Consider the following 24,516-nt stretch of genomic DNA (forward strand, 5'->3'; position numbering starts at 1 on the left):
TGCCACGCAACTCAAACACTCATCAGCGTTGTGCCGACGCCAGCACTCGTCGCCAGTCCGGCTCGTTCATGCGCCCGAGGATGCGCGCCTTGCCGCTGCCATCGACCGACACGAACAGCGCGCTGGCGTAGCCACTTTCGCGTTCGCCCGGGGCAACCTTGAGCGTGCGCTGGAAGTGATCGACGCAGCCGTTGTGAGTCACCAGCACAAGATTATGCCCTGCACGCTTGTGCGCCATGGCCTGGCCTGCGAAGCCGCTTTCGCAGCCTTCGAGCCAGTCCTCGCTGGTGACCGTGTCGCCGACGATGAAGTGCGCGGTCTGTCGGGTGCGCAGCTTCGGGCTGCTGAGCAGGTCGGCGCCGTCCAGCCCAAGGCGTTGCAACCCTTCTCCTACACGCTGCGCGGCCTGGCTGCCGGAGACGGTGATTCCGGTGGGGTCGTCCAGGCAAGGGCCGGGCGCGCTGTCGCAGCGCTCGGCGTGGCGAATCATCACGATCACGCTGCCTTCGGCCCACTTCTGCAACAGGCCGCTGGCGTTCAATTGTCGTTCATTGCCAAGGTTCACGATGTGCGTCCTCGTTGACGACCACAGCATCAATCCGGCCGCGGCCAGCACCAGGGCGAGGCCGGCGGCCCAAGCCTTGCGCGAACGTCGGTGTCGCTTGCGGCGGGTGGGGAGGGCCAGGTTTTCCAGGATGTCGCTCGACAGCATGCTCGGGCTCCGGCAAGAGAGGGCCGCGCACAGGGCGGCGGCAGGTGATGGCATTCTGTGAAGCGGCCTGTCTGCGCCGAGTGAAGCCGTTGTGAAAATTGCATTGGGCCTGGGGTGCAGGTGAAAAGCGCCCCCGGCGCCTAATCTGTAGACTGCAGGACTGAAAACCTGGAGCCCGCCCCGATGACCCCGATGACCCCGATCCTCAAGCTCGAAAGCGCCCGCCTGGTGTTGCGCCAATGGCATGACGACGATTTGCAGGCGTTCGCCGAGATGTGCGCCGACCCGCAGGTGATGCGCCATTTTCCTGCGCCATTGACGCGTCTGGAGGCCGCCGCGCTGATCGGACGCATCCGTGGTCATTTCAACGAATACGGCTACGGTCTATGGGCATTGGAGCGCATGGACAGTGGTGCCTTCATTGGCCTGACCGGATTGCTCAACGTCAACTTCGACGCACCCTTCGCTCCGGCGGTCGAGATCAGTTGGCGTCTGGCCCGTCGTCACTGGGGCCAGGGCTTTGCCAGCGAGGCGGCCTGGACCTGCCTGCGCTGCGCATTCGCCCAGTTGCGCCTGGATGAGGTGGTGTCGTTCACCACTCAGGACAACGTACCCTCGCAGAAGGTGATGCAGGCGATCGGCATGGTTCAGGACGAGGCAGGCAGCTTCGACCACCCTCGGCTGCCCGAGGGGCACCCGCTGCGCCCGCACGTGCTGTATCGCATCGACCGTCCGCGCTGGGAGCGAACCCTGCATGCCTGAATGGGCCGCCATGCACGGAGGCAATGACAAATTCTGTATGATTTGCGCCAATGCCCGAATTGCCGTGACACCTGTTAGGAGAAGCCCCCGATGAGCCATGTGTTGGACGACCTGGTCGACCTGTTGAGCCTCGAATCCATCGAAGAGAATCTGTTCCGTGGTCGTAGCCAGGACCTGGGCTTTCGTCAGTTGTACGGCGGCCAGGTGCTGGGCCAGTCGTTGTCGGCGGCCAGCCAGACGGTCGAGGACGCGCGTCATGTCCATTCCCTGCACGGCTATTTCCTGCGTCCTGGCGATGCCAGCATGCCGGTCGTCTACTCGGTCGATCGGGTACGCGATGGCGGCAGTTTCAGCACACGCCGGGTCACGGCGATCCAGAAGGGCAATCCGATCTTCACCTGCAGCGCGTCGTTCCAGTACGACGAGGGCGGTTTCGAACACCAGGTGCAGATGCCCGATGTAGTCGGCCCCGAGAACCTGCCCAGCGAAGTCGAACTGGCCCGCGCCATGGCCGACAAGCTGCCCGAGCGAATCCGCGACAAGGTGCTGTGCGCCAAACCCATCGAGATCCGCCCGGTGACCGAGCGCGATCCGTTCGACCCCAAGCCGGGCGATCCGGTGAAGTACGCCTGGTTCCGCGCTGACGGCAGCCTTCCGGACATCCCGGCGCTGCACAAGTACCTGCTGGCCTACGCCTCGGATTTCGGCCTGCTGACCACCTCGCTGCTGCCTCACGGCAAATCGGTGTGGCAGAAGGATATGCAGATCGCCAGCCTCGACCATGCACTGTGGTTCCACCGTGACCTGCGTGCCGACGACTGGCTGCTGTACGCCACCGACAGCCCTTGGGCCGGCAACGCCCGTGGTTTCACCCGCGGCAGCATCTTCAACCGCGCCGGACAACTGGTGGCCTCGTCCACCCAGGAAGGCCTGATCCGCCATCGCAAGGACTGGGCATGAGCCTGCACGAAGTCCGTAACTGGGTGTTCGACATGGACGGCACCCTCACCGTGGCGGTGCACGACTTTGCCGCGATCCGCGAGGCGCTGGAGATTCCGCCCGAGGCCGACATCCTTACCCACCTTGCCGCGCTACCCCACGAAGAGGCTACGGCCAAGCACGCCTGGCTGCTGGAGCACGAGCGCGACCTGGCGATCGCCTCGAAGGCCGCGACCGGCGCGGTCGAGCTGGTACGCGAGCTGTCGGCACGTGGCTGCCGACTGGCGATCCTCACGCGCAACGCTCGGGAGCTGGCACATGTCACGCTGGAGGCCATTGGCCTGGCGGACTGCTTCCCGGTCGAACACATTCTGGGACGCGACGAGGCGGCGCCCAAACCCGACCCAGATGGCCTGTTGCAGATTGCCCGGGCCTGGGATGTGGCGCCGTCGGAGCTGGTGATGGTGGGCGACTACCGCTTCGACCTGGATTGCGGGCGGGCGGCGGGGGCCAGGACGGTGCTGGTCAACCTGCCCGACAACCCCTGGCCGGAGCTGGCGGACTGGCATGCGGCGGATTGCCGGGCGTTGAGGGCGATGCTTGGCTGAAAGATTGCGCTGGGTTCTTCGCGGGCAAGCCCGCTCCCACAACACCCCCCATAGCTTCTGAATACTGTGGTGTTACCTGTGGGAGCTGTTGTTCGCCGCTGCGATTTGCCCGCGAAGAACACACCGCAACCCCAATGTAATGAAACGTCACCCATGACGATTCACTGACATCCCACTACATACCCGGACACTGGCAAGGGCGGCCCGCTGACTAGAATGCCCGGTCTTGAATGAGACCGATTCTCTGTCACGCATCCGCTGTTGCCAGGAGCCCTCCGATGCCCTCGATTCTCCGTTCCGCGCGGCGCTTGCTGCCGTTGCTCATGCTGCTGGCCGCAGGCCTCGGCACTCTCCAGACCGCCAGCGCCGCCCAGGTCACCGACGTGCTCGGGCGCAAGGTCGAGGTCGATCATGCGCCCCAGCGTATCGTCCTCGGCGAGGGGCGGCTGTTCTTCGCCCTGGCCCTGCTGGATCGCGACAACCCGTTCCAGCGCGTGGTCGGTTGGCAGAACGACATGCGCCTGCTCGACCCGCACACCTACGAGGTCTACGCCAAGCTTTATCCACAGGTGGCCAAGCTGCCGCTGATCGGCCAGGCCTCGGAGCAGAGCGTCAGCGCCGAGCAGATCCTGGCACTGAAACCGGACCTGGCGATCTTCAGCATCGCCGGCGAAGGTCCTACCCAGCACAGCCCGGTCGCCGACCTGCTGGAGCAGGCCGGTATCCCGGTACTGTTCATCGACTTCCGCGTGCACCCGATCAAGAACACCCGCGTCAGCCTCGAAGCCCTGGGCACCTTGCTGGGTCGCGAACAGCAGGCGCGGGAATACCTGGACCTCTACGACAGCCACCTCAAGCACGTCACCGACCAGGTGGCGGGGCTCAAGGACAGTGAGCGCCCGAAAGTCTTCCTCGAACTGCTGGCAGGCGTCTGGCAGGCGCCGGGGCACACTACCGGCAAGAGCGGCCTGGGCAGCGTGGTCGAGGCGGTCGGTGGGCACAACATTGCCGCCGACGTGGTGCCCGGTGCGCTGGGCGACGTCAGCGTCGAATACGTGCTCAAGGCCGACCCCGACGTCTACATCGCCACCGGCAACCGTGCCCCCGGCGTGCTGCTCGGCGCCGGTGTGAGTGCCGATACCGCACGCCAGAGCCTGGCCAGGATCATCGCGCGCCCCGAGTTCGCACCACTGCGGCCGATTCGTGATGGCCAGGCCCATGGCCTGTGGCATGACTTCTACAACTCGCCGTTCAACATCCTCGCCATCGAAGCCATGGCTCGCTGGGTTCACCCCGAGCGCTTCAAGGATCTGGATCCGCAAGCGACCATGGCCGACATCAACCACTTGCTGAAGGTCGGCCTGGACGGCCACTACTGGATCGACGCCAAGTGACCGCCCAGGCTCTGGACGGCGCCGCGCTGGCAGCCTGGCGTTATCGGCGCCTGCTCTGGCGGCGCGCCGGGCTGGTCGGAGGGCTGGCCGTGCTGCTGGCGCTGGCGGTGCTCGGCGACCTGGCCAGCGGCGCCTCCGGCATGGGGCTCGGACAACTGCTGCATGGGGTGTTCGACCCGAACGCACTGAGCGCCACCGAACGGGTGATCATCTGGAACGTGCGCCTGCCTTACGCGCTCATGGCGGTGCTGGTCGGGGCCGCGCTGGCACTGGCCGGCGCCGAGATGCAGGCGATCCTCGACAACCCGCTGGCCAGCCCTTTCACCCTGGGTGTGTCCTCTGCCGCGGCGCTGGGTGCGTCGCTGGCCATCGCTTATCCGCTGTCGGTTGCCTGGCTGACGCCGAGCGCCCAGGTGACGGTGATGGCGTTCGTCTTCGCCTGCTTGTCGGTACTGCTGCTGCAGGCCATGTCGCGGCTGCGCGGTGCCGGGGTCGAGAGCCTGGTGCTGTTCGGTATCGCGCTGGTGTTCAGTTGCAACGCATTGGTGTCGTTGCTGCAATTGCTGGCCACCGAGGATGTGCTGCAGCAACTGGTGTTCTGGACCCTCGGCAGCCTGGCGCGGGCCAACTGGCAAAAGCTGGGCATTCTTGCTGCGGTGCTGGCGCTGGTGCTGCCGTTCTCGCTGCGCGCCGCCCCGGCCATGACCCTGCTGCGCATGGGCGAAGACCGTGCCCGCAGCTTCGGCGTGGATACCCGACGCCTGCGCGTCGCTTCGCTGCTGCGCATCAGCCTGCTGTCGGCGACTGCGGTGGCCTTTGTCGGCACTATCGGGTTTATCGGCCTGGTCGGCCCGCACATCGCCCGCCTGCTGGTGGGTGAGGACCAGCGTTTCCTGCTGCCGGCCAGTGCACTGGTCGGAGCGTTGCTGCTGTCGCTGTCGTCGATCGCCAGCAAGCTGATCCTGCCAGGGGTGATCGTGCCGGTGGGGATCGTCACTGCCCTGGTGGGCGTCCCGGTGTTCGTGGTGCTGGTGTTCCGGCGGGGGAGAAGGTTGTGAGCTTGCGTATCGAAGGGCTGTCGGTCAGCTATGGCGCGCGTCGGATCATCCAGCAACTGAGCCTGCCGCCGCTGCCGGCGGGCAGCCTGGTGGCGCTGGTCGGGCCCAACGGGGCGGGCAAGTCCACCCTGCTGCGGGCCCTGGCCGGACTGGAGCGGATGCAGGGCGCGGTGCACCTGGGCGATGAGGACGTTACCCGCCTGAGTTTCGCCGAACGCGCCCGGCGCCTGGCCTACATGCCACAGCAACTGCCGCCGGGGCTGGCGCTCGGGGTGCTGGAGAGCATCGTCGCTGCGCTGCGCGTGGGGGCTGCCGACGACCTGTTGGCGACTGCCTTCGATGCGCTGCGCCAGTTGGGCATCGAGCACCTGGCCGAGCAAGGCTTGGACAGCCTGTCCGGCGGCCAGCGCCAACTGGTGGCCCTGGCTCAGTTGCTGGCGCGCAATCCACAGGTGCTGTTGCTCGACGAGCCGACCAGCGCCCTGGACCTGCACTACCAGCTGCGGGTGATGGATGCGGTGCGTGAGCGGGTGGTGCGCCATCGGCTGTTGGCGGTCGCGGTGCTGCACGACATCAACCTGGCGGCCAGCCATGCCGATTGCCTGGTGATGCTGGAGAAGGGCCGGGTGGTGGCCTGCGGCACCCCGGCCGAGGTACTCGAACCGCAGTTGCTGGCGCAGGTATATGGCGTCGAGGCGCGGGTCGAGCAGTGCTCTCGTGGTCGCTTGCAGGTGCTGGTGGACCGGGCGCTGCGCTGAGCCTGCCGGCCCGGCTGCACGCCCGCTCCGTCGGCCGCTGTCAGGCGAAGACGAAGTACTTGCGTACGGTCTCGACCACTTCCCACGTGCCTTTCATGCCGGGCTCGATGACGAACACATCGCCACCCTTGAGGTGCTTGGGCTCTTCGCCTTCGGGGGTGATGATGCAGTAGCCCTCGAGGAAGTGGCAGAACTCCCACTTCTCGTAGTTGACCTCGAACTTGCCAGGCGTGCAGATCCAGGTGCCCATGATCTTGCTGCCATCGGCCGACAGGTAGGCATTGAGGTTGACGGTGTGCGGGTCGCCGCCGATGCGTTTCCACTTGGTCGCATCGACCACCGGGGTCGGACAGGTTTCGCGCAGGACGGTGATGAAGTCGGACATGGCAGGGCTCCTGATGACGGGCTGAGTGACCCGTCACCTTAGGGGCTGGGCGAAAGGCACGGTTGCCTGCGCTCGACGTTCATCTGTCTGGATGCGCTATGGCGTTCACCTCGACGGTGATATGCGCAAGCTCCTCGTGTTCCGCCAATGCCTGGCGTACACGGTCGGCACTCAGCTCTGTAGTGCAGGCCAGGCCGAGGATGCAGGCGTACTGGTCCTTGCCGACGCGCCACAGGTGCAGATCGGTGATGTTCGCCTGGACTGGCAGCGCGGCGACCGCTTCGCGGATTTCTTCGACCAGTGGCGCGTCCATCTCGGCATCCAGCAGCACCCTCCCGGTGTCGCGCAGCAGCCCCCTTGCCCAAAGCGCCACCAGTACTGCGCCAAGCAGGCCCATGACTGGGTCGAGCCAGGCGGCGCCCCACAATTTGCCCGCCACCAGGGCGACGATAGCCAGCACGGAGGTCGCCGCATCGGCGATGACGTGCAGGTAGGCCGAGCGCAGGTTCAGGTCGTGTTGGTGGTGGCCATGCTCATGGTTTTGCTCGTGGTGGTGGGCATGATCGTCGCGCAGCAGCCAGGCGCAGATCAGGTTGACTCCAAGGCCGATCACAGCGATGAAGATTGCCTCGTCGTAGTGGATGGGACCGGGCGTGAGCAGGCGCTCGACCGACTGGAAGGCCATCACCCCCGCGACCCCGAGCAGCAGCAGGGCGCTGGAGTAGCCGCCCAGGATCTCGATCTTCCAGGTGCCGAAGGCAAAGCGCCGATCTGTGGCATAGCGGCGTGCTGCGGCGTAGGCCAATAGCGAAAGGCCCAGGGCCAGGGCATGCGAGCTCATGTGCCAGCCATCGGCGAGCAGCGCCATGGAGTTGAAGAACCAGCCCCCGGCGATTTCCGCGACCATCATGATCGCCGTGAGCCAGACGGCCAGGCGCGTCTTGCGCTCGGCACCGAGGTTGCTGGTATGGAACTGATGGCTGTGCAGCCATTTGTCAGAGGCGGTGGCCTTCATGGTTTATCATGCTCCCGTATGATCCAGAAATATACTATACCCCAGTATACATATCATGATGTGAGGCGCCATGGCACACACGTTGAAGAACAAGAAGTCGCTGCTGACCCGAGTGCGCAAGATCAAGGGTCAGGCCGGCGCACTGGAGAAGGCGCTCGAGCAGGAGAAGGACTGTCTCGCGATCCTGCAGCAGATCGCTGCGGTGCGCGGGGCGGTAAACGGCCTGATGGCCGAGGTCATGGAAGGGCATATCCGCGAGCACCTGGTGGCGGACGGGCTGAGCATCCAAGAGCGCCAGGAAGAGGCGGACAAGGTGGCTGCGCTGCTGCGCTCCTACCTCAAGTGACTTCAGGGGCTTGAGCCAGCGGGGTGTCGCGCAGGGCTTATACCCCAGGGGGGTATTGATGATGAGGATCGGTAGGGGTGGGTAGGGCGCAATACCGCTGCACCCCGACCCTGCGCTGTTCTAGGCCCACCAGTAGCGCACGAAGTGGAAGAACACCGGCGCGGCGAAGCACACCGAATCCATGCGGTCGAGCATGCCGCCATGCCCTTCGATCATGTGCCCCCAGTCCTTTACCCCACGGTCGCGCTTGATGGCCGACATCACCAGCCCGCCAAAGAAACCCATAGCGTTGACCGTCAGCGCCATCAGCGCTGCCTGCCAGAAGTTGAACGGGGTGATCCAGCACAGCAGCGCGCCGACCAGCGTGGCCAACGCCACCCCGCCGGCCAGGCCTTCGACGGTTTTGGACGGCGACAGGTTGGGCGCCACCTTGCGCTTGCCGAACAGCTTGCCGCACACGTACTGCAGCACGTCGCTGATCTGCACCACCAGGATCAGCCAGGCAATCAGCAGCAGGTTGCGGCCCTCGTAGCCGGGGATGTCCAGGGTCATCAGCGCAGGCACCGACGACACGCAGTAAACCGCGATCATCAGGCCCCACTGCACCTTCGAGGCGCGCTCCAGGAAGCGCGTGGTATCGCCGCCGAAGCTGGCCAGGATCGGCAGCAGCAAAAACAGGTACACCGGGATGAAGATGCTGAACATGCCGTACCAGTCCATGGCGATCAGCAGGTACTGCACCGGCAACGCCACGTAGAACGCAGCCACCAGCGCTGGGTAGTCGCTGCGCCGGGTCGGGGTGAGGGTCATGAACTCGCGCAGGGCGTAGAACGACACGCAATAGAACAGCACGATCACGCCGTACTTGCCGAACACGAAGGCCAGACCGATCACCAGCACCATCACCCACCAGGCGTTGATGCGTGCATTGAGGTTGTCGATCACTGCGTGCGGCGCGGAGCCTGCGCGCCACTTGAGCAGGCGACCGATGATGCTGGCCAGGAGCAGCAGGGCGCCGATGCCGGCGAACAGGGACAAGGTGTTGTGATCCATGTCAGGCTTCCTTCGGGGCCAGGTTCAGCAAGGCTTGACGGGCCCGCTCGAGAAACGCCTGCTTGCTTTCGTCAGGCAGCACCTGCAATGGCTCGCCGAAACTCAGCGTGCACAGCAGCGGCAACGGCAGGGCGCGGCCCTTGGGCATCACCCGGTTGAGGTTGGCGATCCACACCGGTACCACCTCGATTTCCGGCTGGGCAGAGGCGAGGTGGAACAGGCCGCTCTTGAAGGGCAGCAGTGGATCGTCTCCAAGATTGCGCGTGCCTTCCGGGAAGAAGATCAGCGAATCGCCCTGGGCCAGGGCGTCGAGCACCGGTTGCAATGGGTTGTCCTGGCCTTCGCTGCGCTGGCGATCGATGAGGATGCCGTTGAACACCTTGCGTATGACGAAATTGCGCAGCCCGGGCTTGTTCCAGTAGTCCGCGCCGGCCACGGGCCGCGTTCGGCGCCGCAAGGGCTCCGGCAGGGAGGCCCAGAGCAGGACGAAATCGCCGTGGCTGCTGTGGTTGGCGAAGTACAGGCGCTGCACCGGTTGGGGCGTGCAGCCGAGCCACAGGGCACGGGCGCCGGTGATCAGGCGCGCGGCGGAGGTGATGGCGAAGGCGGTGAGGGCGGCGAGCATGGTGCGGGTCATCCGGTGAAGGGCAGTGTCAGCAGGGTAGCCAAGGTCAACAGCAACTGCAGGCCCAGGCACAGGGCCTGGCGGCGCAACAGGGCGAGTGCAGCCTGGCTGCGGGTTGGCCAGTCGCGTGGGTCGTCGGCGCGGGCCTTGAGGTTCAGCGCGAACAGCGCTCGGTCCAGGGCGCGGGTGTCGTCAGTGAGCTGGGTACTGCTGGCCAGGCGATCGAAGAGCTCGGCATCCAGGGCCACGCGCACGGCCCAGTACTTGTGAGCGAGGCCGAGGAGCAGCAGCACGATGCATAGCGCACTGGCCAGCGGATGCAGGTGCAGGCCGAGCAGTGGCGCGAGGCCGTAGGCGACGGCTAGCAGGGTCAGGGCGTCGGACAGGCGTTCCAGTTGTCGGCCACGGGCTAGCAAGGTGGCGACCAGGTGCAGGTTCATGGCTGGACTCCGAGTTGCAGCAGGGCATGACGGTGGCCGGGGTGCAGTACCACACCTGGGCGGGCCCGGCGGATGAGGGCTTCGGCGGCGTCGATGTCGGCGCAGCGGCCGCTGTGGATCAGCCAGGCCGCCACGGCGCTGGCGCTGCGTGAATAGCCCAAAGCACAGCAGACCAGCAGCGGGCCTTGCTGGCGCAGGCGGTCGATGGCTTCGGCGGCCTGGAGCAGCAGGGCGGGGCTCGGGGGTATGAGGTCCAGGGTGGGCAGGCTGAGGTAGGTTGTCTGTTCTGGCCCATTCGCGGGCAAGCCCGCTCCTACAGGGTCAACAGGCGCTGTGGCTGGCCATGGGCAGGGTAGCTCCGCACACAAATCCACTACTGCCGCAAAATCACCTGCCTCGCCCAATCCGGGAATCCGTCCCAGATACACCCCGTCGCATACTTCATCTGCCTGCGGATGCCGCCAGGTCCAGGCTCGGGAGTTGATCCAGGCGCCAACCAGGTAAGGCGCCAGCAGCCAGGTCGCGGCGTTCGACAGATGCCCATCCGCAGCTTTCTGAAATCCGCCAGCTCCCAGCAGCACATAGTTCAGCGCTACCACCAGCAACGCCACTGCCGGCCACAGCAAACACAGCCACCCTCCACCCAGCTTGAAGGCCAGCAGCGCACACAACAGGGCGCTGATGCCATAGCGCAAGCCAAGCCGCCAGCGTTTCGGCTCACGCGCCAGATGCGCCTCGCGCAGCGGCAACGCGCCCTGGTGCGGCCATAGCCACAGGCACAGCAGCCCCACCAGCGCGCCGCTGGGCAGGTCTATGAAGTGGTGCTGCCAGGTGGTCAGCACCGAGAGCCCGATCAAGGCCATCCAGCCGTGCACGGCCCAGCGCCAGAGCGGTTTGCGGGTGTGCCGGGCGAACATGCTCCAGATGATCACCAGCAGTGCGATATGCAGCGACGGTGCCTGGTTATAGGGTTTGTCGAAGCCCATCAGCACATCGAACAGCCAGCCGAACACGCCTGCCAGTTCCGGTCGCTCGAAGGTGAAACGCAGCGGCCACAGCAGGAAGCAACTGACGCTGACCAGCTGCGCGGTCAACAGCGCCAGGGCATGGCGGTCCATCTCCCGACGCGTGAGCGGCAGCAGGAATGACAGGCCGTACAACAGGTCGATCGACCAGTACGGAATGATCGTCCATGGCCACAGCGGCATGTGCCGTTCCCAGCCGAACACCAGGCTGCCGACATCGTCGCGCCCGGCGGTGTAGGTGTTGGCCAGGCCGTAACTGAGGAAGAATAACGGCCCGAGCAGCAACAGCCACAGGACACCGCGCCGGATCAGCCCGGCTTCGCGCGTCATCAGCGAACCCGCTGTGCCAGGCTGACGCTGAAGATGCCCCACTCGTCGATGCGCTGGGCGATCTTGCGAAAACCTGCCGCCTCCACCAACTGGTCCATCTCGGCCTGGCTGCGCCGGCGCATGACCCAGGCGTCGCCGCCGCGGTGGCTGGTCAGGGCGCGGGCGATCATCTCCAGTTGCGGATGCCATGGCTGACCTGTGTAGACCAGGTAGCCGCCGTCTTCCACGGCGTCGGCCAGGCCCGCCAGGGAGTCGCCCACCAGTTGGTTGCTGGCGAACAGCTCATAGAGCCCGGACACCACCGCCAGGGTGGGGCGCGGGTCGAGGCTCGCCAGGCTCTGGCGGTCGAAGGCATCGCCCTGGACGAAACGGGCAATCTCGCCCAGGCCCTTTTCGTCGATCAGCGCGCTGCCCTGCTGTACGTTCAGCTCGCTGTAGTCGCGCAGCAGGATCGAGTCCGGCAATTGCTCCTGCAGCGCTTCGAGGATGTAGCGGCCGTGACCGGCGGCGATATCGACGATGTGCACAGGTCGTGCCTGTTCGCGCAGGCGAGCGATGGCCAGGCGCAGCAGTTCCTCGACATGCACCTTGCGTTGGCGGATACCACGCCAGCCGATGGCATCGAGGTAGTTGCGATCGATCAGCTCGCCCAGTTTGCCCTTGCCGGTCGCCTGGTTGCGGTACACGTAGTCCAGGGTGCTGCCGGAGTCGAAGCCGGTGTCGAAACCCAGCTTCACCCCTTCGGACAGCCCCTTGCCCAGGCGCAGGCTGGCGCGGTAGCTGCGCCAGTAGAGGTCGCGCGGCGAGTTGTGCGGCAGCGGTGCGGCCAGGCTCTCGGCCTCGGCGCAGCTGGCACCGACCTTGTCGGCATCGAGTAGTGAAGGCGCAGGCAGCGGTGCGTCGAAACAGTGGGCGATGAAGCGCTCGATCCGCGCCAGGGCGTGGGCGCGGTCGCGTTCGCCGAGGGTGTCGTGGAAGAAGCCGGGCAGGATATGCATCTCCTTGCGCGGGCTGCCCAGGCGCTCGAAGAAACGCTCCTGCGGGCCGCGTTCCACCACGAAGTCCGCGCCGGACACCAGCAACTGGGTCGGTATCTGGATGGCCTGAGCGTCGGCGACCACGCGGTCGGCTGCCTCGTACAGGCCCAGCAGCACGGTCACCGAGATCGGTCGGCTGATCAGCGGGTCTGCGGTGTACGACATCACCCGTTCCGGATCATGGGTGAGCAGCCGCGGCTTGACGTAGCTGTTGACGAAGAAGTTGCCGCGCAGGGCCTTGAGCAGTTTCAGGCCGGGGCGAGCGAAGGGCACGTAGAGCTTGACCTTGAACGCCGGCGAGGCCAGCACCAGGCAGCGCACCTTGGGCGCGTAGTCGTGGGCCCAGGTGGCGATCAGCACTGCGCCGACGCTCTGCGCCAGCACGACCATATCGGGCTCGGCGATACCGTGCCGCGCCTGGAGATGTTCGATGAAGGTCTGCACGTCGCGCACGCTGGTGGCGAAGCTCGGACTGTCGCCACGGGCCCCTGGCGACAGGCCATGGCCACGGGCGTCCCAGGCGAAGATATCGTAACCGGGCAGGTCCAGTTCGTCGGCCAGGTGCGCCATGCGCCCGCCGTGCTCGTGCCCGCGATGGAACATCACCAGTGCCCGGCGCGGCTGGTGCTCGTTGCGGGTGGCCGGCCAGTGCCGGTAGTGCAGCTCGACGCCGTCGTGGGTCGAGAAGTGCAGCGATTGCGCTTGGCGCATGGTGAAAGTCCTTGTCCTGCGGCAATGGGGTCAGCGGGTTTCGGCCAGCCCGTGGCGTACCCGGTTGTAGAGGGTATAGAGCGAGAGCAGCAGGATGACCAGCAGCAGGCCGTTGATCCACGTCGGATTCAGCACGCCGAAGGCCACGCCGGTACCCAGTACGCCGAAGGCAAAGGCCCGGTCGCTTTTGCCCATCGGGCCGTCGTAACGCCGCGAAGCACCGGCCAGCGGGCCCATCACCCCGGCGTATTCACTGATGACGGCAAGCAGCACCACCAGCACCACCAGTGCCGGCGACACCCCGACCAGCAACGCGAAGGGCAGGTACAGCGCCGCGTCGGCGATTACGTCGCACAGTTCGTTGAGGTAGGCACCGAGGGTCGATTGCTGGCCGAACTCGCGGGCCAGCATGCCGTCGACGGCATTGAGCGCCATGCGCAGCAGCATCCACACCGGGACGAGGATGAACAGCCAGGTGACGTGGGGCAGCCAGGCGAGCAGCAGCCCCAGCAGCACCGACACCAACGCTGCGGCGACGGTGACCTGGTTGGCAGTGACGCCGCGATCGTAGAGACGCTGCACCGAAGGGCGCAGCAGAGCCTGGAAGCGGGGTTTGAGCTGATAGATGGATGGCACGGTGAGTTCCCTGTCGTGGTGCGGCGTGGAGGGGATTGTGGGGAAAGAGATTGGCGGGCGGCAAGGTGCATCTGTCCTACGTGTGAACCAGATAAAACCTTCGCGCCAGGAAGCGTATCGCCGCTCGTCAGACTTTGTGTGGGTAGTGTGTATTAGGGGCTGGTTTAAACAAATCAGATGTGTACCATACACATTAGCTGTCACAGGAAAGGTGGATGCGCAGTCGGGATGTAATCCAGATCATCGAGGCGGATGGTTGGTATGAGGAGCAAGTCAGGGGAAGCCATCATCAGTTTCGGCATCCCTGGAAGCGAGGACGGGTCACCGTTCCCCATCCCAAAGCCAATCTTCCAAAAGGAACCGTACACAGCATTTTGAAACAGGCAGGTCTCAAGTGAGTAGGCAGCTTCGCCGAAGATCTTGCAGACCCATGGAGTGAGTCGATGAAATTTCCAGTTGTTTTGCACAAGGACATAGATTCCGACTACGGCGTGACCGTACCCGATGTCCCAGGTTGTTTTTCTGCCGGCGTCACCGCTGCCCAGGCGCTCGATAACGTCCAGGAGGCACTGGCGCTACATTTTGAAGGCCTTGTCGCCGATGACGAGCCTTTACCCCAGGCGCAGGAGATCGATGTACACGTGGCCAATCCGGATTTTGCCGGTGGTATCTGGGCCGTAGTTGATTTTGATGTCACGCCCTACCTGGGCAAGGCGGTGCGTTTCAATGCGACGCTGCCAGAGAACCTGCTGCAGCGCATCGACGAGAAGGTGAAGCGCGATAGTCGATATGCCTCGCGTTCCGGTTTTCTGGCTTCAGCGGCGCTGCGCGAGTTGTCGATTGCCTATTGAAGTAGCCATCGCGGCTACAACGCATCCCGCGCCTTGCCGCGATACACCCGCAGCACATCCGCCATTACCGCCGGGCGATTTCCGCTGGCGACTTGCTGCCCAGGTCCAGCCCGATCGGCCTGTGCAGGCGTTCGATCTGCTGGGCCGGTCGACATGCTGCATGTTCGGTTACCCCGTTCCAATCGTTGGCGCCACACCCCATGTCTGTGGCAGTGTTGGCTATCTGGCCAGCCCCACAGGGACCGACATGCAGACTCGCAAAACCGGTGTTCGTGCCCAGCAGGCCGACCGCACCAAGGACAACATCCTCAAGGCCGCGGTGAAGGTCTTCAGCAAGGAGGGCTTCACCGGCGGGCGCGTCGAGCAGATCTCCACGCTGGCCAAGTCCAACGACCGGATGATCTATTACTACTTCGGCAACAAGGAAAAGCTGTTCATCAGCGTGCTGGAGCATATCTACGCCAGCTTCAACCAGGCCGAGGCCAAGCTGCGCCTTGACTTGTCCGACCCCGAGAGTGCGTTGCGCCAACTGGTGGCGTTCATCTGGGACTACTACGTGCGTCATCCCGAGTTCGTTACCATCCTGGCCACCGAAAACCTTCACCAGGGCCAGCACGCGCGCAAGTCGCAGAACCTACAGGCGCTGTCCGGCGAGGCGGTCGGCGTGCTGCGGCCGATCATCGAGGCGGGGCAGGCCAAGGGCCTGTTCCGCAATGACATCGACATCACCCACGCCTACCTGATGATTGCCTCGCTCTGCTATTTCTATAACTCCAACCGCCATACGCTCAGCTCGTTCCTCGCCGTGGACCTCGCCGACAAGCAGGCCAAGGCCGACTGGTTGGACTTCATCAGCGATCTCGCCCTGCGCGGCCTGCGCCGCTAGCCTCAGTGGCTGCCGGGGTTGGCGCGTACCTGCGCGCTCTTCGCCGCCAGCCCTTGCCAGGCCGGTTTGTCGGCGGCGAAACGCTGGCGCAGGTAGGCGGCCAGGTCCGCCACCTGGCGGTCCGAGAGGCTATCCCTGAAGCCGGGCATATAGCCCAGGTCGCGGGTCGCAGGCGTTGGAATACCGTGCAAGATCACGCGCAGCAGGTTGTCCGGCACATCGCTGTGCACGTTGCTGTTGACCGCCATCGACGGGCTGACACCGAACAGCTTCGGCCCCAGGCCATCGCTGTGACAGGCCATGCACGCACCTTTGAATACCCGCTCGCCATTGCTGATGGACAGTTGCGTATCGACCTGAGGCGCAGCCTGGGTCGCGACCGTCTGCGGCTCGCCGTCCAGTGAACTCAGGTAGTGGGCAATGGCCCGCACGTCGCTCTCCGGCAAGGTCGCCAGCTCGCTGACCACTGGCCCCATGGGCCCGGCGGCGACACCGTGCTTGTCGGAGAAGCCGGTACGCAGATAAGTGAACAACTCGCTCTCGCTCCAGGGCGTGGACGACTTGCCCAGGGCGTTGAGTGCTGGCGCCTCCCAGCCATCGACCATGCCCCCGGCCAGGTAGCTCTTGCCGGCTTTTTCCGCGCCCATCAGGTTGCGTGGCGAGTGACAGGCGGTGCAGTGTCCGAGGCCGTCGACCAGGTAGGCGCCGCGGTTCCACTGCGCACTGCGCTGTGGGTCGGGCTGGTACTCGCCGCGCTTGAGGAACAGCGCGTTCCAGCCGGCCATCAGCGGGCGCTGGTTGAACGGGAAACGCATGTCGTTGGCCGGCGCCTCCTGGCGCACGGGTGTCTGCGACATCAGGTAGGCGTACAGCGCCTGCATGTCACCGTCGGTGATATTGCGAAACGAGGTGTAGGGAAAGGCCGGGTACAGATGTCGGCCGTCGCGGCTGATGCCCTCGCGCATGGCGCGCTCGAAGGCGGCGAACGACCAGCGGCCGATGCCGGTTTCCGGATCGGGCGTGATGTTGGTGCTGTACAGCGTGCCGAACGGCGTTTCCATCGCCAGGCCGCCGGCATTGACCTTGCCGCCGATGACCGTGTGGCACACCGCGCAATCGCCGGCCGCCGCCACCTGGCGCCCGCGTTCGAGCATCGCCGCCGACCAGCTGCCGGCCGCCGGAGGCGTCACCGGCGCGATTTCCGTGCGAAAGGGCAGGGCGGTGGCGAGCATGCCCAGGGCGGCACCGAACACGCCGGCGATCGAGCCGAACCACCACTTCGAGCGTTTCGACGCGGGCTGTGCTGGCGCAGACGAATCCTCGCCGTTACCGCCAAGCGCAGCACGCACCCGTTCGGCCGTAATCGGCAACTCGCGAAAGCGTATGCCGGTGGCGTCGAAGATCGCGTTGGCGATGGCCGCCGCGCTCGGCACCGAGGCCGACTCGCCGCTGCCCATCGGTGGTTCGTGTTGGCGCGGCAGCATCATCACGTCGATGGCCGGCAGCTCCGGGAAGGTGAGGATCGGGTAGCCGCCCCATTCCTTGCTGGCCACCGTCGATTCCTCGAAGTGCACCTGTTCCTTGAGTACGCGGCTGGTGGACTGGATCACGTTGCCGTGGATCTGGTGGCGCACGCCCTCGGGGTTGACCATCATGCCCGCGTCATGGCCGATCACCACACGGGTAACGGCCACCTCGCCGGTGCGCCGGTCCACCGCCACATCGGCGACCCAGGCCGCCCAGGCGGCGCCGAAACCCGGGAATTTGCTGTGGATGTAGCGCGCATAGGCAAAGCCGCGACCGCGCAACACATCGCCCTCGGCGGGTGCCTGCATGGGCTGGGTGTGCGCCTGCCACTGCGCGCGTTCGGCGGTGGCCTTGACCAGATCGATGGCACGCGGGTCGGACAGGTGGCGCAGGCGGTACTCGACCGGGTCGACGCCTGCCGCGAAGGCCAGTTCGTCGATGTAGGACTCGTGGGCGAAGCTGTTGGGCATCGCCGACACGCCACGCATCCACGAGGCGCGTACCAGCGGTGTCATGTCATTGATGGTGACGCGCATGTGTTCGTAGTCATAGGGCGGAATCGAGGTGCGGTCGCCCATTTCGAACAGCGCCGGCACCGGTTCCACCGCGCCGGTCAGCAGCAGGGCGAGGGTTGGGGCGCCGTTGGAGGGGTAGCTGGTCTGGAAGTCGTAGGCGGCGACCGTGCCGTCGGCGTTCAGGCCGCCGTCGATCTCCATCAGTTGCGCGGTGCCCTTGGGCTCCCAGACATGCTCCTGCTCGCGGGTCAGTTGCACCCGCACCGGGCGTCCGACCGCACGCGACAGCAGCACCGCGTCGGCGCACACGTCGTCGGCGCAGTTGCGGCCGTAGCAGCCCGCCGCCTCCATGCGGATGATCTCGATGCGCGCTTCGGGGCACTCCAGCAACCAGGCGAGATCGGCGCGCAGCAGGTGCGGATTCTGGGTGCCAGACCAGACGCGGATCTGGCCTTCGGTGAAGTCGGCCAGGGCACAAGACGGGCCGATCGAGCCATGCAGCTGGTAGGGCCACAGGTAACTGCGGCTCAGGCGCTGGCTGGCATTGGCGATGCCCGCGTCGACCTCGCCCTTGTCCAGTACGGTGCGCTGCACCCTGGGGTTGTCGCGGATGGCCTGGGCGACGTCGCTGAGGTCGGGCAGCTTGCCAGTGAACGGCTTCCAGCTCAGCTTGAGGTCGTGGGCGGCGCGGATCGCCTGTTCCTCACGCTCGGCCACCACGCCGACGAAGTCGCGGATCACCACCACGGCGACCACGCCAGGCACATGGGCGATGGAGCTTTCATCCACCGCCAGCAGGCTGTTCCCGACGAAGTCGCCACTGTCGTGACCGGCATAGGGCGGGCGGATCACCCGGCCGTGGAGCATGTCGGGCAGGCGCATGTCGTGCACGTAGGTCAGCTCGCCGGTGGCCTTGCCGGGGATGTCTACCCGCGCGGCGCTGCGCCCGACCAGGCGATAGTCCTCGACGGCCTTGAGCGGGGCGTCGTCGGCGATGCGCAATTGCTGGTTGTGTCCGCGCACCAGGTCGGCGAAGGGTAGGCGACGGCCGTCTTCGGCGATCACCGCGCCTTCTTCGATCCGCAAAGCATTGGCTGCGCAGCCCAGCTCAAGGGCGGCCTGCTGCAGCAAGAAGCGTCGCGCCGTGGCCGCGGCCTTGCGCAATGGCACGGCGGAAATCTGCAGGGTGGCGCTGGCGATGGTCGCGCCCTGGTTCGGCGCACGCTCGGTGTCGCCGAGCACCATGTGCACCTGGTCCATGCGCAGGTCCAGCTCCTCGGCGACGATTTGCGCCAGCGAGGTGCGGATGCCGGTACCCAGGTCGACGTGGCCATTGAAGGCATAAACCAGGCCGTCGTCGCTGACGGCGATGAACAGTGCCAGTTCGCGGTCCTTGATCACCGGTGTCACGCCCTTGGCAACCGGCCCCGAGGGTGGGGTGATCTCGTCGACGATCAGCAGCACGCCGCTGCTGGCCAGCAATTGCTCGCGTGAAGGCACCTGTTGCGAGTGATTCATGAGGTTCTCCGGATCTCAGGCCTGGCGGCCGGCGGCGCGGCGCACCGCGCGCAGGATTTCGACGTGGGTGCCGCAGCGGCAGAGGTTGCCGGACAGTTCGTTGCGGATCTGTTCGTCGGTGGGATTGGGGATACGGTCGAGCAGGGCCTTGGCGGTCATGATCATGCCGTTCATGCAGTAGCCGCACTGGGCCGCCTGTTCGTCGATGAACGCCTGCTGCACCGGGTGCGGCGCGGCCTTGTTACCGAGACCTTCGAGCGTGGTGACCTCGCGGCCTTCGGCGCCGGCCAGCGGAATCACGCAGGAGCGCGCGGCCACCCCGTCGATGATTACCGTGCAGGCACCGCACTCGCCCAGGCCGCAGCCGTACTTGGGGCCGTTCAGGCACAGGTCGTTGCGCAGGATCAGCAGCAGCGGTGTGTCGGCGTCGGCGCTGACATCCACAGGCTGGCCGTTGATCCGCAGGGAGATGGTTGTTTGCATTGTTGGCTCATCTCTGGGGCGCTACCAAAGAACACAATTGGTGCGATTTTTCGGTAAGTACTCACTACATGAAATGGTGAGCAAGAAGCAGGCCAGAGAGGCAATGGAAGGGGGGAGGGGGCGTATCATGCCCCGTGGTGCTGCTTTCGCGGGCAAGTCGGGGCGCCTAACCGCCGCTCCCACAAATATTGCTCGGCCTTGGAAACCGGTGGGGCACTTGTGGGAGCGGGCTTGCCCGCGAAAAGGGCGGCGCGTTGCTAGCCAGCCACTTCGTCGCTGTCGATCATCTTGCGCAACAGGAACAGGATCGCCACCCGCTCCCCGGCATTGAGGCTGCCCATGCTCAGCTCACTGATCTGTCGTGCGCAGGGAATCATCGCATCGAGCAGCGCCGAGCCGCTTTCGGTGAGCTCGACGATGACCTTGCGCCGGTCGTCCGGGTCTGGCGACAGCTGCACCAGTTCGCGCGCCTTGAGGCGCTCGACGATGCCACGGATGGTCGCCTGGTCCACCGCCGTGGCCTTGATCAGCTCGGCCTGGGAGCTGGGCCCGTGGTCGCGCAGTGCGCACAGGGTAACGAACTGGATCGAGGTGAGCTGTGGATCGCACGCCTGCTGCTGGAAGATCGCCGTATGCCGCTGGTACGCCTTGCGCAGCAGGTGGCCGATCTGTTCGGTGACGTCATAGGGCGTGGTGTCGAGCGGGGTGGCAACGGGGGCGGTTTTCTTCGGCATGTGATGGCTTGGGCTGTGTGGGTTGGCTGGCCGGCCCCCGAAAGCGGAGCGCCGGGCCAGTATAACCCCTATCGGGCCTTGGACTCCTCGGGCGCGACCACCTCGCCGGCCAGCACCACGGCCTGGTCGTCCAGGTAGATATCGCAGTTGCGCAGCGGGATATCCAGGTGGCACGGGGTCTTGCGCTTGCCGCCGACCTCGGTGTTTGGGCCGGTGGAGAACAGGAAGTTGCCGTAGAAGGCGCGTGCGTCCATGCACATGCCGTCGTTGCGGTCGTGCAGGCCCATGGCGGTCCATTGCGCGCGGGGTTGCAGGCCCCAGCCGATGTGGGAGATGCCGTACACCTCGGGGTCGTTGAAGTACTTCATGTAGTCACGCAGGTATTCGGCCTCGAAGCCGCCGTGGATACCGGTGATGAAGCCTTGCTCGATCTCCAGGGTGATGCGCTCGCGGCAGTAGTTCTTGAACGGCAGGATGATGTCGCCGACATCCAGCACCAGCGTGCCTTCGGCGCTGTCCTCGTTCGGCCAGGTGAACAGGAAGCCACTGGGCCAGTGGTCCCAGCGCCCCGGCTCGTCGGCGTAGCCGTATTCGGTGACCGCCGGATACTGGCCGAGCGGGGCGTGAAAGTCGCTGCCGGCCTTGGAACGCACGTGCATGCTGCGCGCTTGCTTGAGCAGGGTTTCGGCGGCCAGCACGCGACGCTTGTCGTCCTCGGTGGGCAGCATGCGCGCCAGTACTTCCGGGGGTTCGACCGCCAGCAGGATGCGCGTGCCGGTCTTGAGGATCTGCTCCTGCTCGGGTGAGTGCAGCAGCATCATGGTGTCGACGATCAGGTCGGCCGCTTCCAGCGCCCGCTGGGCGGCGATGTTGCCGGTCAGCGCGGTGTCGCCGCAGTAAGCGGTCATGTCGTTGCCCATCGCCGTGGGGTGGTTGAACGACGGCAACTCCACCGCATAGACCTTGGCCTTCAGGCGCTGCGCGGCCTCCATCGCGGCGTTGACCGTGCGCGGGTCGGAGTAGTGGCTCTTGAGCACGGCGACGCTCTGGGTTTCGTCAACCCGAGACAGTTTCAGCACGTGTTCGAACATCTGGGTCAGCTCTGCATTGCTCACCGGCATGGGGGTTCTCCTGGTCAGGACTCAAGGGTCGAGCGGCTGCACCACGGCAGTGCCGGGCGCGTCATCTCGGTGCAAAACAATAGTGTGTACACCATATTTCCTCAGATGAAAGCGCATCCCGCCGATTAGCGCAAGCGTTGCGATCAAACGTTACCTATTCACACATATTCCAATGTTTGCGGTAACAATGGCCGCGTTATCGCCATTGATCGCGGTCCTTGAAAATATTTCGCACTGCCTCTTCCAATTAAAAAAATAGAGCGTATACACTCTAAATCGTCGAGCGGCCGAACCGCTGGCAACACATCAGAACAAGAGGAGACATACCCATGCGGGGTAGGCAGAAAATCGCAATCGTCGGTGCAGGTCTGGGTGGGGCGGCGGCCGCCACGTTGCTGCAGCAGGCCGGGTTCGACGTCGAGGTGTTCGAGCAGGCGCCGGAGTTCACCCGCCTTGGTGCGGGCATCCACATCGGCCCCAACGTGATGAAGATCTTCCGTCGCATGGGCCTCGAGCAGAAGCTGGAGCTGATGAGCTCGCACCCGGACTTCTGGTTCAGCCGCGACGGCAAGACCGGCGACTACCTGGCGCGGATCCCGCTGGGCGAGTTCGCTCGCCGCGAGTACGGCGCTTCGTACATCACCATCCACCGCGGCGACCTGCACGCGCTGCAGATCGAGGCGATCAAACCGGGCACCGTGCATTTCGGCAAGCGCCTGGAAAAGATCGTCGACGAGGGTGACCAGGTGCGCCTGGACTTCGCCGACGGCACTCATACCGTGGCCGATATCGTCATCGGTGCCGACGGCATCCACTCGAAGATCCGCGAGGAACTGCTGGGCGCCGAAGCGCCGATCTACAGCGGTTGGGTCGCTCACCGTGCGCTGATTCGCGGCGACAAGCTCAAGCAGCACGCAGACGTGTTCGAGGACTGCGTGAAGTGGTGGACCGACGATCGTCACATGATGGTCTACTACACCACCGGCAAACGCGACGAGTACTACTTCGTCACCGGCGTACCGCACGAGGCCTGGGACTTCCAGGGCCCGTTCGTGGACAGCAGCCAGGAAGAGATGCGCGCCGCATTCGAGGGCTACCACTCGACGGTGCACAAGCTGATCGACGCGACCGAGTCCATCACCAAGTGGCCGCTGCGCAACCGCAACCCGCTGCCGCTGTGGAGCCGTGGCCGCCTGGTGCTGCTGGGCGATGCCTGCCATCCGATGAAGCCACACATGGCCCAGGGCGCCTGCATGGCCATCGAGGACGCGGCAATGCTGACCCGCTGCCTGCAGGAAACCGGGCTGTCCGACCACCGCACCGCCTTCGCCCTCTACGAAGCCAACCGCAAGGAACGCGCCTCGCGGGTGCAGTCGGTGTCCAACGCCAACACCTTCCTCTACACCCAGGAAGACCCGGCGTGGGTCTACGGCTATGACCTCTACGGCCAGGAACTGAAAAGCGGGGAGGCGGCATGAGCAGCTTCGTCGCCGGCGGCAACGTCAGCGCCAACGGCATCCGCCAGCACTACCTGCGCTACGGCGGCAAGGGGCCGGCGCTGATCCTGGTGCCGGGGATCACCAGCCCGGCGATCACCTGGGGGTTCGTCGCCGAGCGTCTCGGCCTGCACTTCGACACCTATGTGCTGGACGTGCGCGGGCGTGGCTTGTCCTCCAGCGGCCCTGGCCTGGACTACGGCACCGATGCCTGCGCCGCCGACATTCCGGCCTTCGCCGCAGCGCTTGGGCTTGGCAGTTATCACCTGGTCGGCCATTCGATGGGCGCACGCTTCGCCATTCGCGCTGCCGCCCAGGGCGCGCCGGGCCTGCAGCGCCTGGTGCTGATCGATCCGCCGGTGTCCGGTCCGGGCCGGCGCGAGTATCCGAGCAAGCTGCCGTGGTACGTCGATTCGATCCGCCAGGCCACGACCGGCATGACCGGCGAGGACATGCGCGCCTTCTGCGCGACCTGGAGCGACGAGCAACTGGCCCTGCGCGCCGAATGGCTGCACACCTGCCACGAGCCGGCGATCGTGCGAGCCTTCAACGATTTCCACGAGGTGGATATCCATCAGGACCTGCCCGCCGTGCGCCAGCCGGCGCTGCTGATGGTGGCCGGGCGTGGCGGTGTGATCCAGGCGCAGGACATCGCCGAGATCCGCGAGCTCAAGCCGGACATCCAGGTGGTTCAGGTCGACAACGCCGGCCACATGATTCCCTGGGACGACCTCGAAGGCTTCTTTGCCGCCTTCGGCGATTTCCTCGACCATTCCCTCGTCTGAAGGAGCACGAGACATGACCAAGCTGTATCGCATCGGCCAGATCGTGCCGAGTTCGAACACCACCATGGAAACCGAGATCCCGGCGATGCTCACCGCGCGCCAGGCGATCCGCCCGGAGCGCTTCACCTTCCACTCCAGCCGCATGCGCATGAAGCAGGTGAAGAAGGAAGAACTGGCGGCGATGGACGCCGAGTCCGATCGCTGCGCGGTGGAGTTGTCCGACGCCAAGGTCGACGTGCTGGGCTACGCGTGCCTGGTGGCGATCATGGCCATGGGGCTGGGCTATCACCGCCAGTCGGAGAAACGCCTGCAGAAAGCCACCGCCGACAACGACGCGCTGGCGCCGGTGATCACCAGTGCAGGTGCCTTGGTCGAGGCGTTGCACGTCATGAAGGCCAAGCGCATCGCCATCGTCGCGCCCTACATGAAGCCGCTGACCGAGCTGGTGGTGAACTACATCCGTGAAGAGGGCTTCGAGGTTCAGGACTGGCGTGCGCTGGAGATCCCCGACAACCTCGCCGTGGCGCGCCATGATCCGGCCAACCTGCCGGGCATCGTCGCCGGCATGAACCTGGAAGGCGTCGATGTGGTGGTGCTGTCGGCCTGCGTGCAGATGCAGTCGCTACCCGCCGTGGCCAAGGTCGAGGCACAGACCGGCAAGCCGGTGGTCACCGCGGCCATCGCCACCACCTACGCCATGCTCAAGGCACTGGACCTGGAGCCTGTGGTTCCGGGCGCTGGTGCCCTGCTGTCGGGCGCCTACTGA

Annotated in this window: 26 protein-coding genes and 1 pseudogene; 13 read left to right on the forward strand and 14 right to left on the reverse strand. The window is 65.5% G+C overall.

Annotation, left to right across the window (positions count from 1 at the left end; genetic code table 11):
- Positions 1-22: 22 nt before the first annotated feature.
- On the reverse strand, positions 23-712 hold the full coding sequence (locus F6X62_RS19750) for a histidine phosphatase family protein (RefSeq protein WP_063542652.1): 690 nt from the start codon (positions 710-712) through the stop codon (positions 23-25).
- A gap of 192 nt (positions 713-904) precedes the next feature.
- Here F6X62_RS19750 and F6X62_RS19755 point away from each other — a divergent pair, with 192 nt between their 5' ends.
- From F6X62_RS19755 to F6X62_RS19780, 6 genes are all read left to right on the forward strand, one after another.
- Positions 905-1,474: a GNAT family N-acetyltransferase gene (locus tag F6X62_RS19755; RefSeq protein WP_153774529.1), complete on the forward strand. Its 570-nt coding sequence runs from the start codon at positions 905-907 to the stop codon at positions 1,472-1,474.
- Between the two features lie 90 nt (positions 1,475-1,564).
- Positions 1,565-2,434, forward strand: coding sequence for an acyl-CoA thioesterase II (tesB, locus tag F6X62_RS19760; RefSeq protein WP_063542654.1), 870 nt, complete (start codon positions 1,565-1,567; stop codon positions 2,432-2,434).
- On the forward strand, positions 2,431-3,021 hold the full coding sequence (locus F6X62_RS19765) for an HAD family hydrolase (RefSeq protein ID WP_153774478.1): 591 nt from the start codon (positions 2,431-2,433) through the stop codon (positions 3,019-3,021). The genes tesB and F6X62_RS19765 overlap by 4 nt, the downstream gene beginning before the upstream one ends.
- Positions 3,022-3,299: 278 nt before the next feature.
- The gene (locus F6X62_RS19770; RefSeq protein ID WP_112897257.1) at positions 3,300-4,415 is read left to right on the forward strand and encodes an ABC transporter substrate-binding protein; all 1,116 of its coding nucleotides are present in this window, start codon (positions 3,300-3,302) and stop codon (positions 4,413-4,415) included.
- Positions 4,412-5,473 carry an iron ABC transporter permease gene (locus F6X62_RS19775; protein WP_054892671.1) on the forward strand — a complete coding sequence of 354 codons (1,062 nt, stop codon included), beginning with the start codon at positions 4,412-4,414 and terminating at the stop codon, positions 5,471-5,473. The genes F6X62_RS19770 and F6X62_RS19775 overlap by 4 nt, the downstream gene beginning before the upstream one ends.
- On the forward strand, positions 5,470-6,231 hold the full coding sequence (locus F6X62_RS19780; RefSeq protein WP_153774479.1) for an ABC transporter ATP-binding protein: 762 nt from the start codon (positions 5,470-5,472) through the stop codon (positions 6,229-6,231). The genes F6X62_RS19775 and F6X62_RS19780 overlap by 4 nt, the downstream gene beginning before the upstream one ends.
- 40 nt (positions 6,232-6,271) lie before the next feature.
- Here F6X62_RS19780 and F6X62_RS19785 read toward each other — a convergent pair whose 3' ends face one another.
- Both F6X62_RS19785 and dmeF read right to left on the reverse strand, forming a co-directional pair.
- On the reverse strand, positions 6,272-6,616 hold the full coding sequence (locus F6X62_RS19785; protein ID WP_063542660.1) for a cupin domain-containing protein: 345 nt from the start codon (positions 6,614-6,616) through the stop codon (positions 6,272-6,274).
- A gap of 79 nt (positions 6,617-6,695) precedes the next feature.
- Entirely contained in the window at positions 6,696-7,631 is a 936-nt protein-coding gene (dmeF, locus tag F6X62_RS19790; protein ID WP_153774480.1) for a CDF family Co(II)/Ni(II) efflux transporter DmeF, read from the reverse strand.
- Positions 7,632-7,701: 70 nt separating this feature from the next.
- Between dmeF and F6X62_RS19795 the strand changes: the two genes are divergently transcribed.
- A complete protein-coding gene (locus F6X62_RS19795; RefSeq protein WP_153774481.1) occupies positions 7,702-7,977 on the forward strand; it encodes a metal/formaldehyde-sensitive transcriptional repressor in 276 nt (91 codons plus the stop codon).
- A gap of 120 nt (positions 7,978-8,097) precedes the next feature.
- Here F6X62_RS19795 and F6X62_RS19800 read toward each other — a convergent pair whose 3' ends face one another.
- The 6 genes from F6X62_RS19800 to F6X62_RS19825 are packed head-to-tail and all read right to left on the reverse strand — an operon-like array spanning position 8,098 to position 13,834.
- Entirely contained in the window at positions 8,098-9,030 is a 933-nt protein-coding gene (locus F6X62_RS19800; RefSeq protein WP_063542666.1) for a phosphatidate cytidylyltransferase, read from the reverse strand.
- Position 9,031: 1 nt separating this feature from the next.
- On the reverse strand, positions 9,032-9,655 hold the full coding sequence (locus F6X62_RS19805; RefSeq protein ID WP_153774482.1) for a 1-acyl-sn-glycerol-3-phosphate acyltransferase: 624 nt from the start codon (positions 9,653-9,655) through the stop codon (positions 9,032-9,034).
- A gap of 8 nt (positions 9,656-9,663) precedes the next feature.
- Positions 9,664-10,095 carry a hypothetical protein gene (locus F6X62_RS19810; RefSeq protein WP_054892664.1) on the reverse strand — a complete coding sequence of 144 codons (432 nt, stop codon included), beginning with the start codon at positions 10,093-10,095 and terminating at the stop codon, positions 9,664-9,666.
- Positions 10,092-11,450, reverse strand: a complete 1,359-nt coding sequence (locus F6X62_RS19815) for a phosphatase PAP2/dual specificity phosphatase family protein (protein WP_153774483.1) — start codon at positions 11,448-11,450, stop codon at positions 10,092-10,094. Before F6X62_RS19815 ends, F6X62_RS19810 begins: the two co-directional genes overlap by 4 nt.
- Positions 11,450-13,198 carry a bifunctional alpha/beta hydrolase/class I SAM-dependent methyltransferase gene (locus F6X62_RS19820; RefSeq protein WP_153774484.1) on the reverse strand — a complete coding sequence of 583 codons (1,749 nt, stop codon included), beginning with the start codon at positions 13,196-13,198 and terminating at the stop codon, positions 11,450-11,452. Before F6X62_RS19820 ends, F6X62_RS19815 begins: the two co-directional genes overlap by 1 nt.
- Positions 13,199-13,228: 30 nt before the next feature.
- Positions 13,229-13,834 (reverse strand): CDP-alcohol phosphatidyltransferase family protein, encoded by a 606-nt coding sequence (locus F6X62_RS19825; RefSeq protein WP_054892662.1) that lies wholly within the window; start codon positions 13,832-13,834, stop codon positions 13,229-13,231.
- A 215-nt stretch (positions 13,835-14,049) separates the two neighbouring features.
- Here F6X62_RS19825 and F6X62_RS19830 point away from each other — a divergent pair, with 215 nt between their 5' ends.
- Positions 14,050-14,232: a type II toxin-antitoxin system HicA family toxin gene (locus F6X62_RS19830; RefSeq protein WP_151926414.1), complete on the forward strand. Its 183-nt coding sequence runs from the start codon at positions 14,050-14,052 to the stop codon at positions 14,230-14,232.
- Between the two features lie 45 nt (positions 14,233-14,277).
- A complete protein-coding gene (locus tag F6X62_RS19835; RefSeq protein ID WP_153774485.1) occupies positions 14,278-14,685 on the forward strand; it encodes a type II toxin-antitoxin system HicB family antitoxin in 408 nt (135 codons plus the stop codon).
- 14 nt (positions 14,686-14,699) lie between these two features.
- Here the strand turns inward: F6X62_RS19835 and F6X62_RS25460 are convergent.
- Positions 14,700-14,827 (reverse strand): annotated as a pseudogene (locus F6X62_RS25460) (XdhC family protein); the annotation flags it as partial.
- A 105-nt stretch (positions 14,828-14,932) separates the two neighbouring features.
- Between F6X62_RS25460 and F6X62_RS19840 the strand changes: the two are divergent.
- On the forward strand, positions 14,933-15,571 hold the full coding sequence (locus tag F6X62_RS19840; RefSeq protein ID WP_054892660.1) for a TetR family transcriptional regulator: 639 nt from the start codon (positions 14,933-14,935) through the stop codon (positions 15,569-15,571).
- Positions 15,572-15,573: 2 nt separating this feature from the next.
- Here F6X62_RS19840 and F6X62_RS19845 read toward each other — a convergent pair whose 3' ends face one another.
- From F6X62_RS19845 to F6X62_RS19860, 4 genes are all read right to left on the reverse strand, one after another.
- A complete protein-coding gene (locus F6X62_RS19845; RefSeq protein ID WP_153774486.1) occupies positions 15,574-19,131 on the reverse strand; it encodes a molybdopterin cofactor-binding domain-containing protein in 3,558 nt (1,185 codons plus the stop codon).
- 15 nt (positions 19,132-19,146) lie between these two features.
- The gene (locus tag F6X62_RS19850) at positions 19,147-19,614 is read right to left on the reverse strand and encodes a (2Fe-2S)-binding protein (protein WP_054892658.1); all 468 of its coding nucleotides are present in this window, start codon (positions 19,612-19,614) and stop codon (positions 19,147-19,149) included.
- 257 nt (positions 19,615-19,871) lie between these two features.
- Positions 19,872-20,348 (reverse strand): MarR family winged helix-turn-helix transcriptional regulator, encoded by a 477-nt coding sequence (locus F6X62_RS19855; protein WP_151926417.1) that lies wholly within the window; start codon positions 20,346-20,348, stop codon positions 19,872-19,874.
- A 68-nt stretch (positions 20,349-20,416) separates the two neighbouring features.
- The gene (locus F6X62_RS19860; RefSeq protein WP_153774487.1) at positions 20,417-21,469 is read right to left on the reverse strand and encodes a 2,5-dihydroxypyridine 5,6-dioxygenase; all 1,053 of its coding nucleotides are present in this window, start codon (positions 21,467-21,469) and stop codon (positions 20,417-20,419) included.
- A 329-nt stretch (positions 21,470-21,798) separates the two neighbouring features.
- On the opposite strand from F6X62_RS19860, the gene nicC reads away from it, so the two are divergent.
- From nicC to F6X62_RS19875, 3 genes are read left to right on the forward strand one after another with little or no spacing between them, the layout of a single operon-like run.
- Positions 21,799-22,947 (forward strand): 6-hydroxynicotinate 3-monooxygenase, encoded by a 1,149-nt coding sequence (gene nicC / locus F6X62_RS19865; RefSeq protein ID WP_054892655.1) that lies wholly within the window; start codon positions 21,799-21,801, stop codon positions 22,945-22,947.
- A complete protein-coding gene (gene nicD / locus F6X62_RS19870) occupies positions 22,944-23,750 on the forward strand; it encodes an N-formylmaleamate deformylase (RefSeq protein WP_153774488.1) in 807 nt (268 codons plus the stop codon). Before nicC ends, nicD begins: the two co-directional genes overlap by 4 nt.
- Positions 23,751-23,763: 13 nt before the next feature.
- Complete coding sequence (locus F6X62_RS19875; RefSeq protein ID WP_054892653.1) at positions 23,764-24,516, forward strand: Asp/Glu racemase; 753 nt, start codon at positions 23,764-23,766, stop codon at positions 24,514-24,516.

The sequence above is a fragment of the Pseudomonas sp. MNR3A genome (assembly GCF_009650575.1).
Taxonomy (GTDB): domain Bacteria; phylum Pseudomonadota; class Gammaproteobacteria; order Pseudomonadales; family Pseudomonadaceae; genus Aquipseudomonas; species Aquipseudomonas machongensis.

Bases quoted from the DNA above. Each gene is read 5' to 3' on its own strand.
- F6X62_RS19750 (WP_063542652.1), bottom strand. From the start codon at position 712: ATGCTGTCGAGCGACATCCTGGAAAACCTGGCCCTCCCCACCCGCCGC.
- F6X62_RS19755 (WP_153774529.1), top strand. From the start codon at position 905: ATGACCCCGATCCTCAAGCTCGAAAGCGCCCGCCTGGTGTTGCGCCAA.
- tesB (WP_063542654.1), top strand. From the start codon at position 1,565: ATGAGCCATGTGTTGGACGACCTGGTCGACCTGTTGAGCCTCGAATCC.
- F6X62_RS19765 (WP_153774478.1), top strand. From the start codon at position 2,431: ATGAGCCTGCACGAAGTCCGTAACTGGGTGTTCGACATGGACGGCACC.
- F6X62_RS19770 (WP_112897257.1), top strand. From the start codon at position 3,300: ATGCCCTCGATTCTCCGTTCCGCGCGGCGCTTGCTGCCGTTGCTCATG.
- F6X62_RS19785 (WP_063542660.1), bottom strand. From the start codon at position 6,616: ATGTCCGACTTCATCACCGTCCTGCGCGAAACCTGTCCGACCCCGGTG.
- dmeF (WP_153774480.1), bottom strand. From the start codon at position 7,631: ATGAAGGCCACCGCCTCTGACAAATGGCTGCACAGCCATCAGTTCCAT.
- F6X62_RS19795 (WP_153774481.1), top strand. From the start codon at position 7,702: ATGGCACACACGTTGAAGAACAAGAAGTCGCTGCTGACCCGAGTGCGC.
- F6X62_RS19800 (WP_063542666.1), bottom strand. From the start codon at position 9,030: ATGGATCACAACACCTTGTCCCTGTTCGCCGGCATCGGCGCCCTGCTG.
- F6X62_RS19805 (WP_153774482.1), bottom strand. From the start codon at position 9,655: ATGCTCGCCGCCCTCACCGCCTTCGCCATCACCTCCGCCGCGCGCCTG.
- F6X62_RS19810 (WP_054892664.1), bottom strand. From the start codon at position 10,095: ATGAACCTGCACCTGGTCGCCACCTTGCTAGCCCGTGGCCGACAACTG.
- F6X62_RS19815 (WP_153774483.1), bottom strand. From the start codon at position 11,450: ATGACGCGCGAAGCCGGGCTGATCCGGCGCGGTGTCCTGTGGCTGTTG.
- F6X62_RS19820 (WP_153774484.1), bottom strand. From the start codon at position 13,198: ATGCGCCAAGCGCAATCGCTGCACTTCTCGACCCACGACGGCGTCGAG.
- F6X62_RS19830 (WP_151926414.1), top strand. From the start codon at position 14,050: ATGCGCAGTCGGGATGTAATCCAGATCATCGAGGCGGATGGTTGGTAT.
- F6X62_RS19835 (WP_153774485.1), top strand. From the start codon at position 14,278: ATGAAATTTCCAGTTGTTTTGCACAAGGACATAGATTCCGACTACGGC.
- F6X62_RS19840 (WP_054892660.1), top strand. From the start codon at position 14,933: ATGCAGACTCGCAAAACCGGTGTTCGTGCCCAGCAGGCCGACCGCACC.
- F6X62_RS19845 (WP_153774486.1), bottom strand. From the start codon at position 19,131: ATGAATCACTCGCAACAGGTGCCTTCACGCGAGCAATTGCTGGCCAGC.
- F6X62_RS19850 (WP_054892658.1), bottom strand. From the start codon at position 19,614: ATGCAAACAACCATCTCCCTGCGGATCAACGGCCAGCCTGTGGATGTC.
- F6X62_RS19855 (WP_151926417.1), bottom strand. From the start codon at position 20,348: ATGCCGAAGAAAACCGCCCCCGTTGCCACCCCGCTCGACACCACGCCC.
- F6X62_RS19860 (WP_153774487.1), bottom strand. From the start codon at position 21,469: ATGCCGGTGAGCAATGCAGAGCTGACCCAGATGTTCGAACACGTGCTG.
- nicC (WP_054892655.1), top strand. From the start codon at position 21,799: ATGCGGGGTAGGCAGAAAATCGCAATCGTCGGTGCAGGTCTGGGTGGG.
- nicD (WP_153774488.1), top strand. From the start codon at position 22,944: ATGAGCAGCTTCGTCGCCGGCGGCAACGTCAGCGCCAACGGCATCCGC.
- F6X62_RS19875 (WP_054892653.1), top strand. From the start codon at position 23,764: ATGACCAAGCTGTATCGCATCGGCCAGATCGTGCCGAGTTCGAACACC.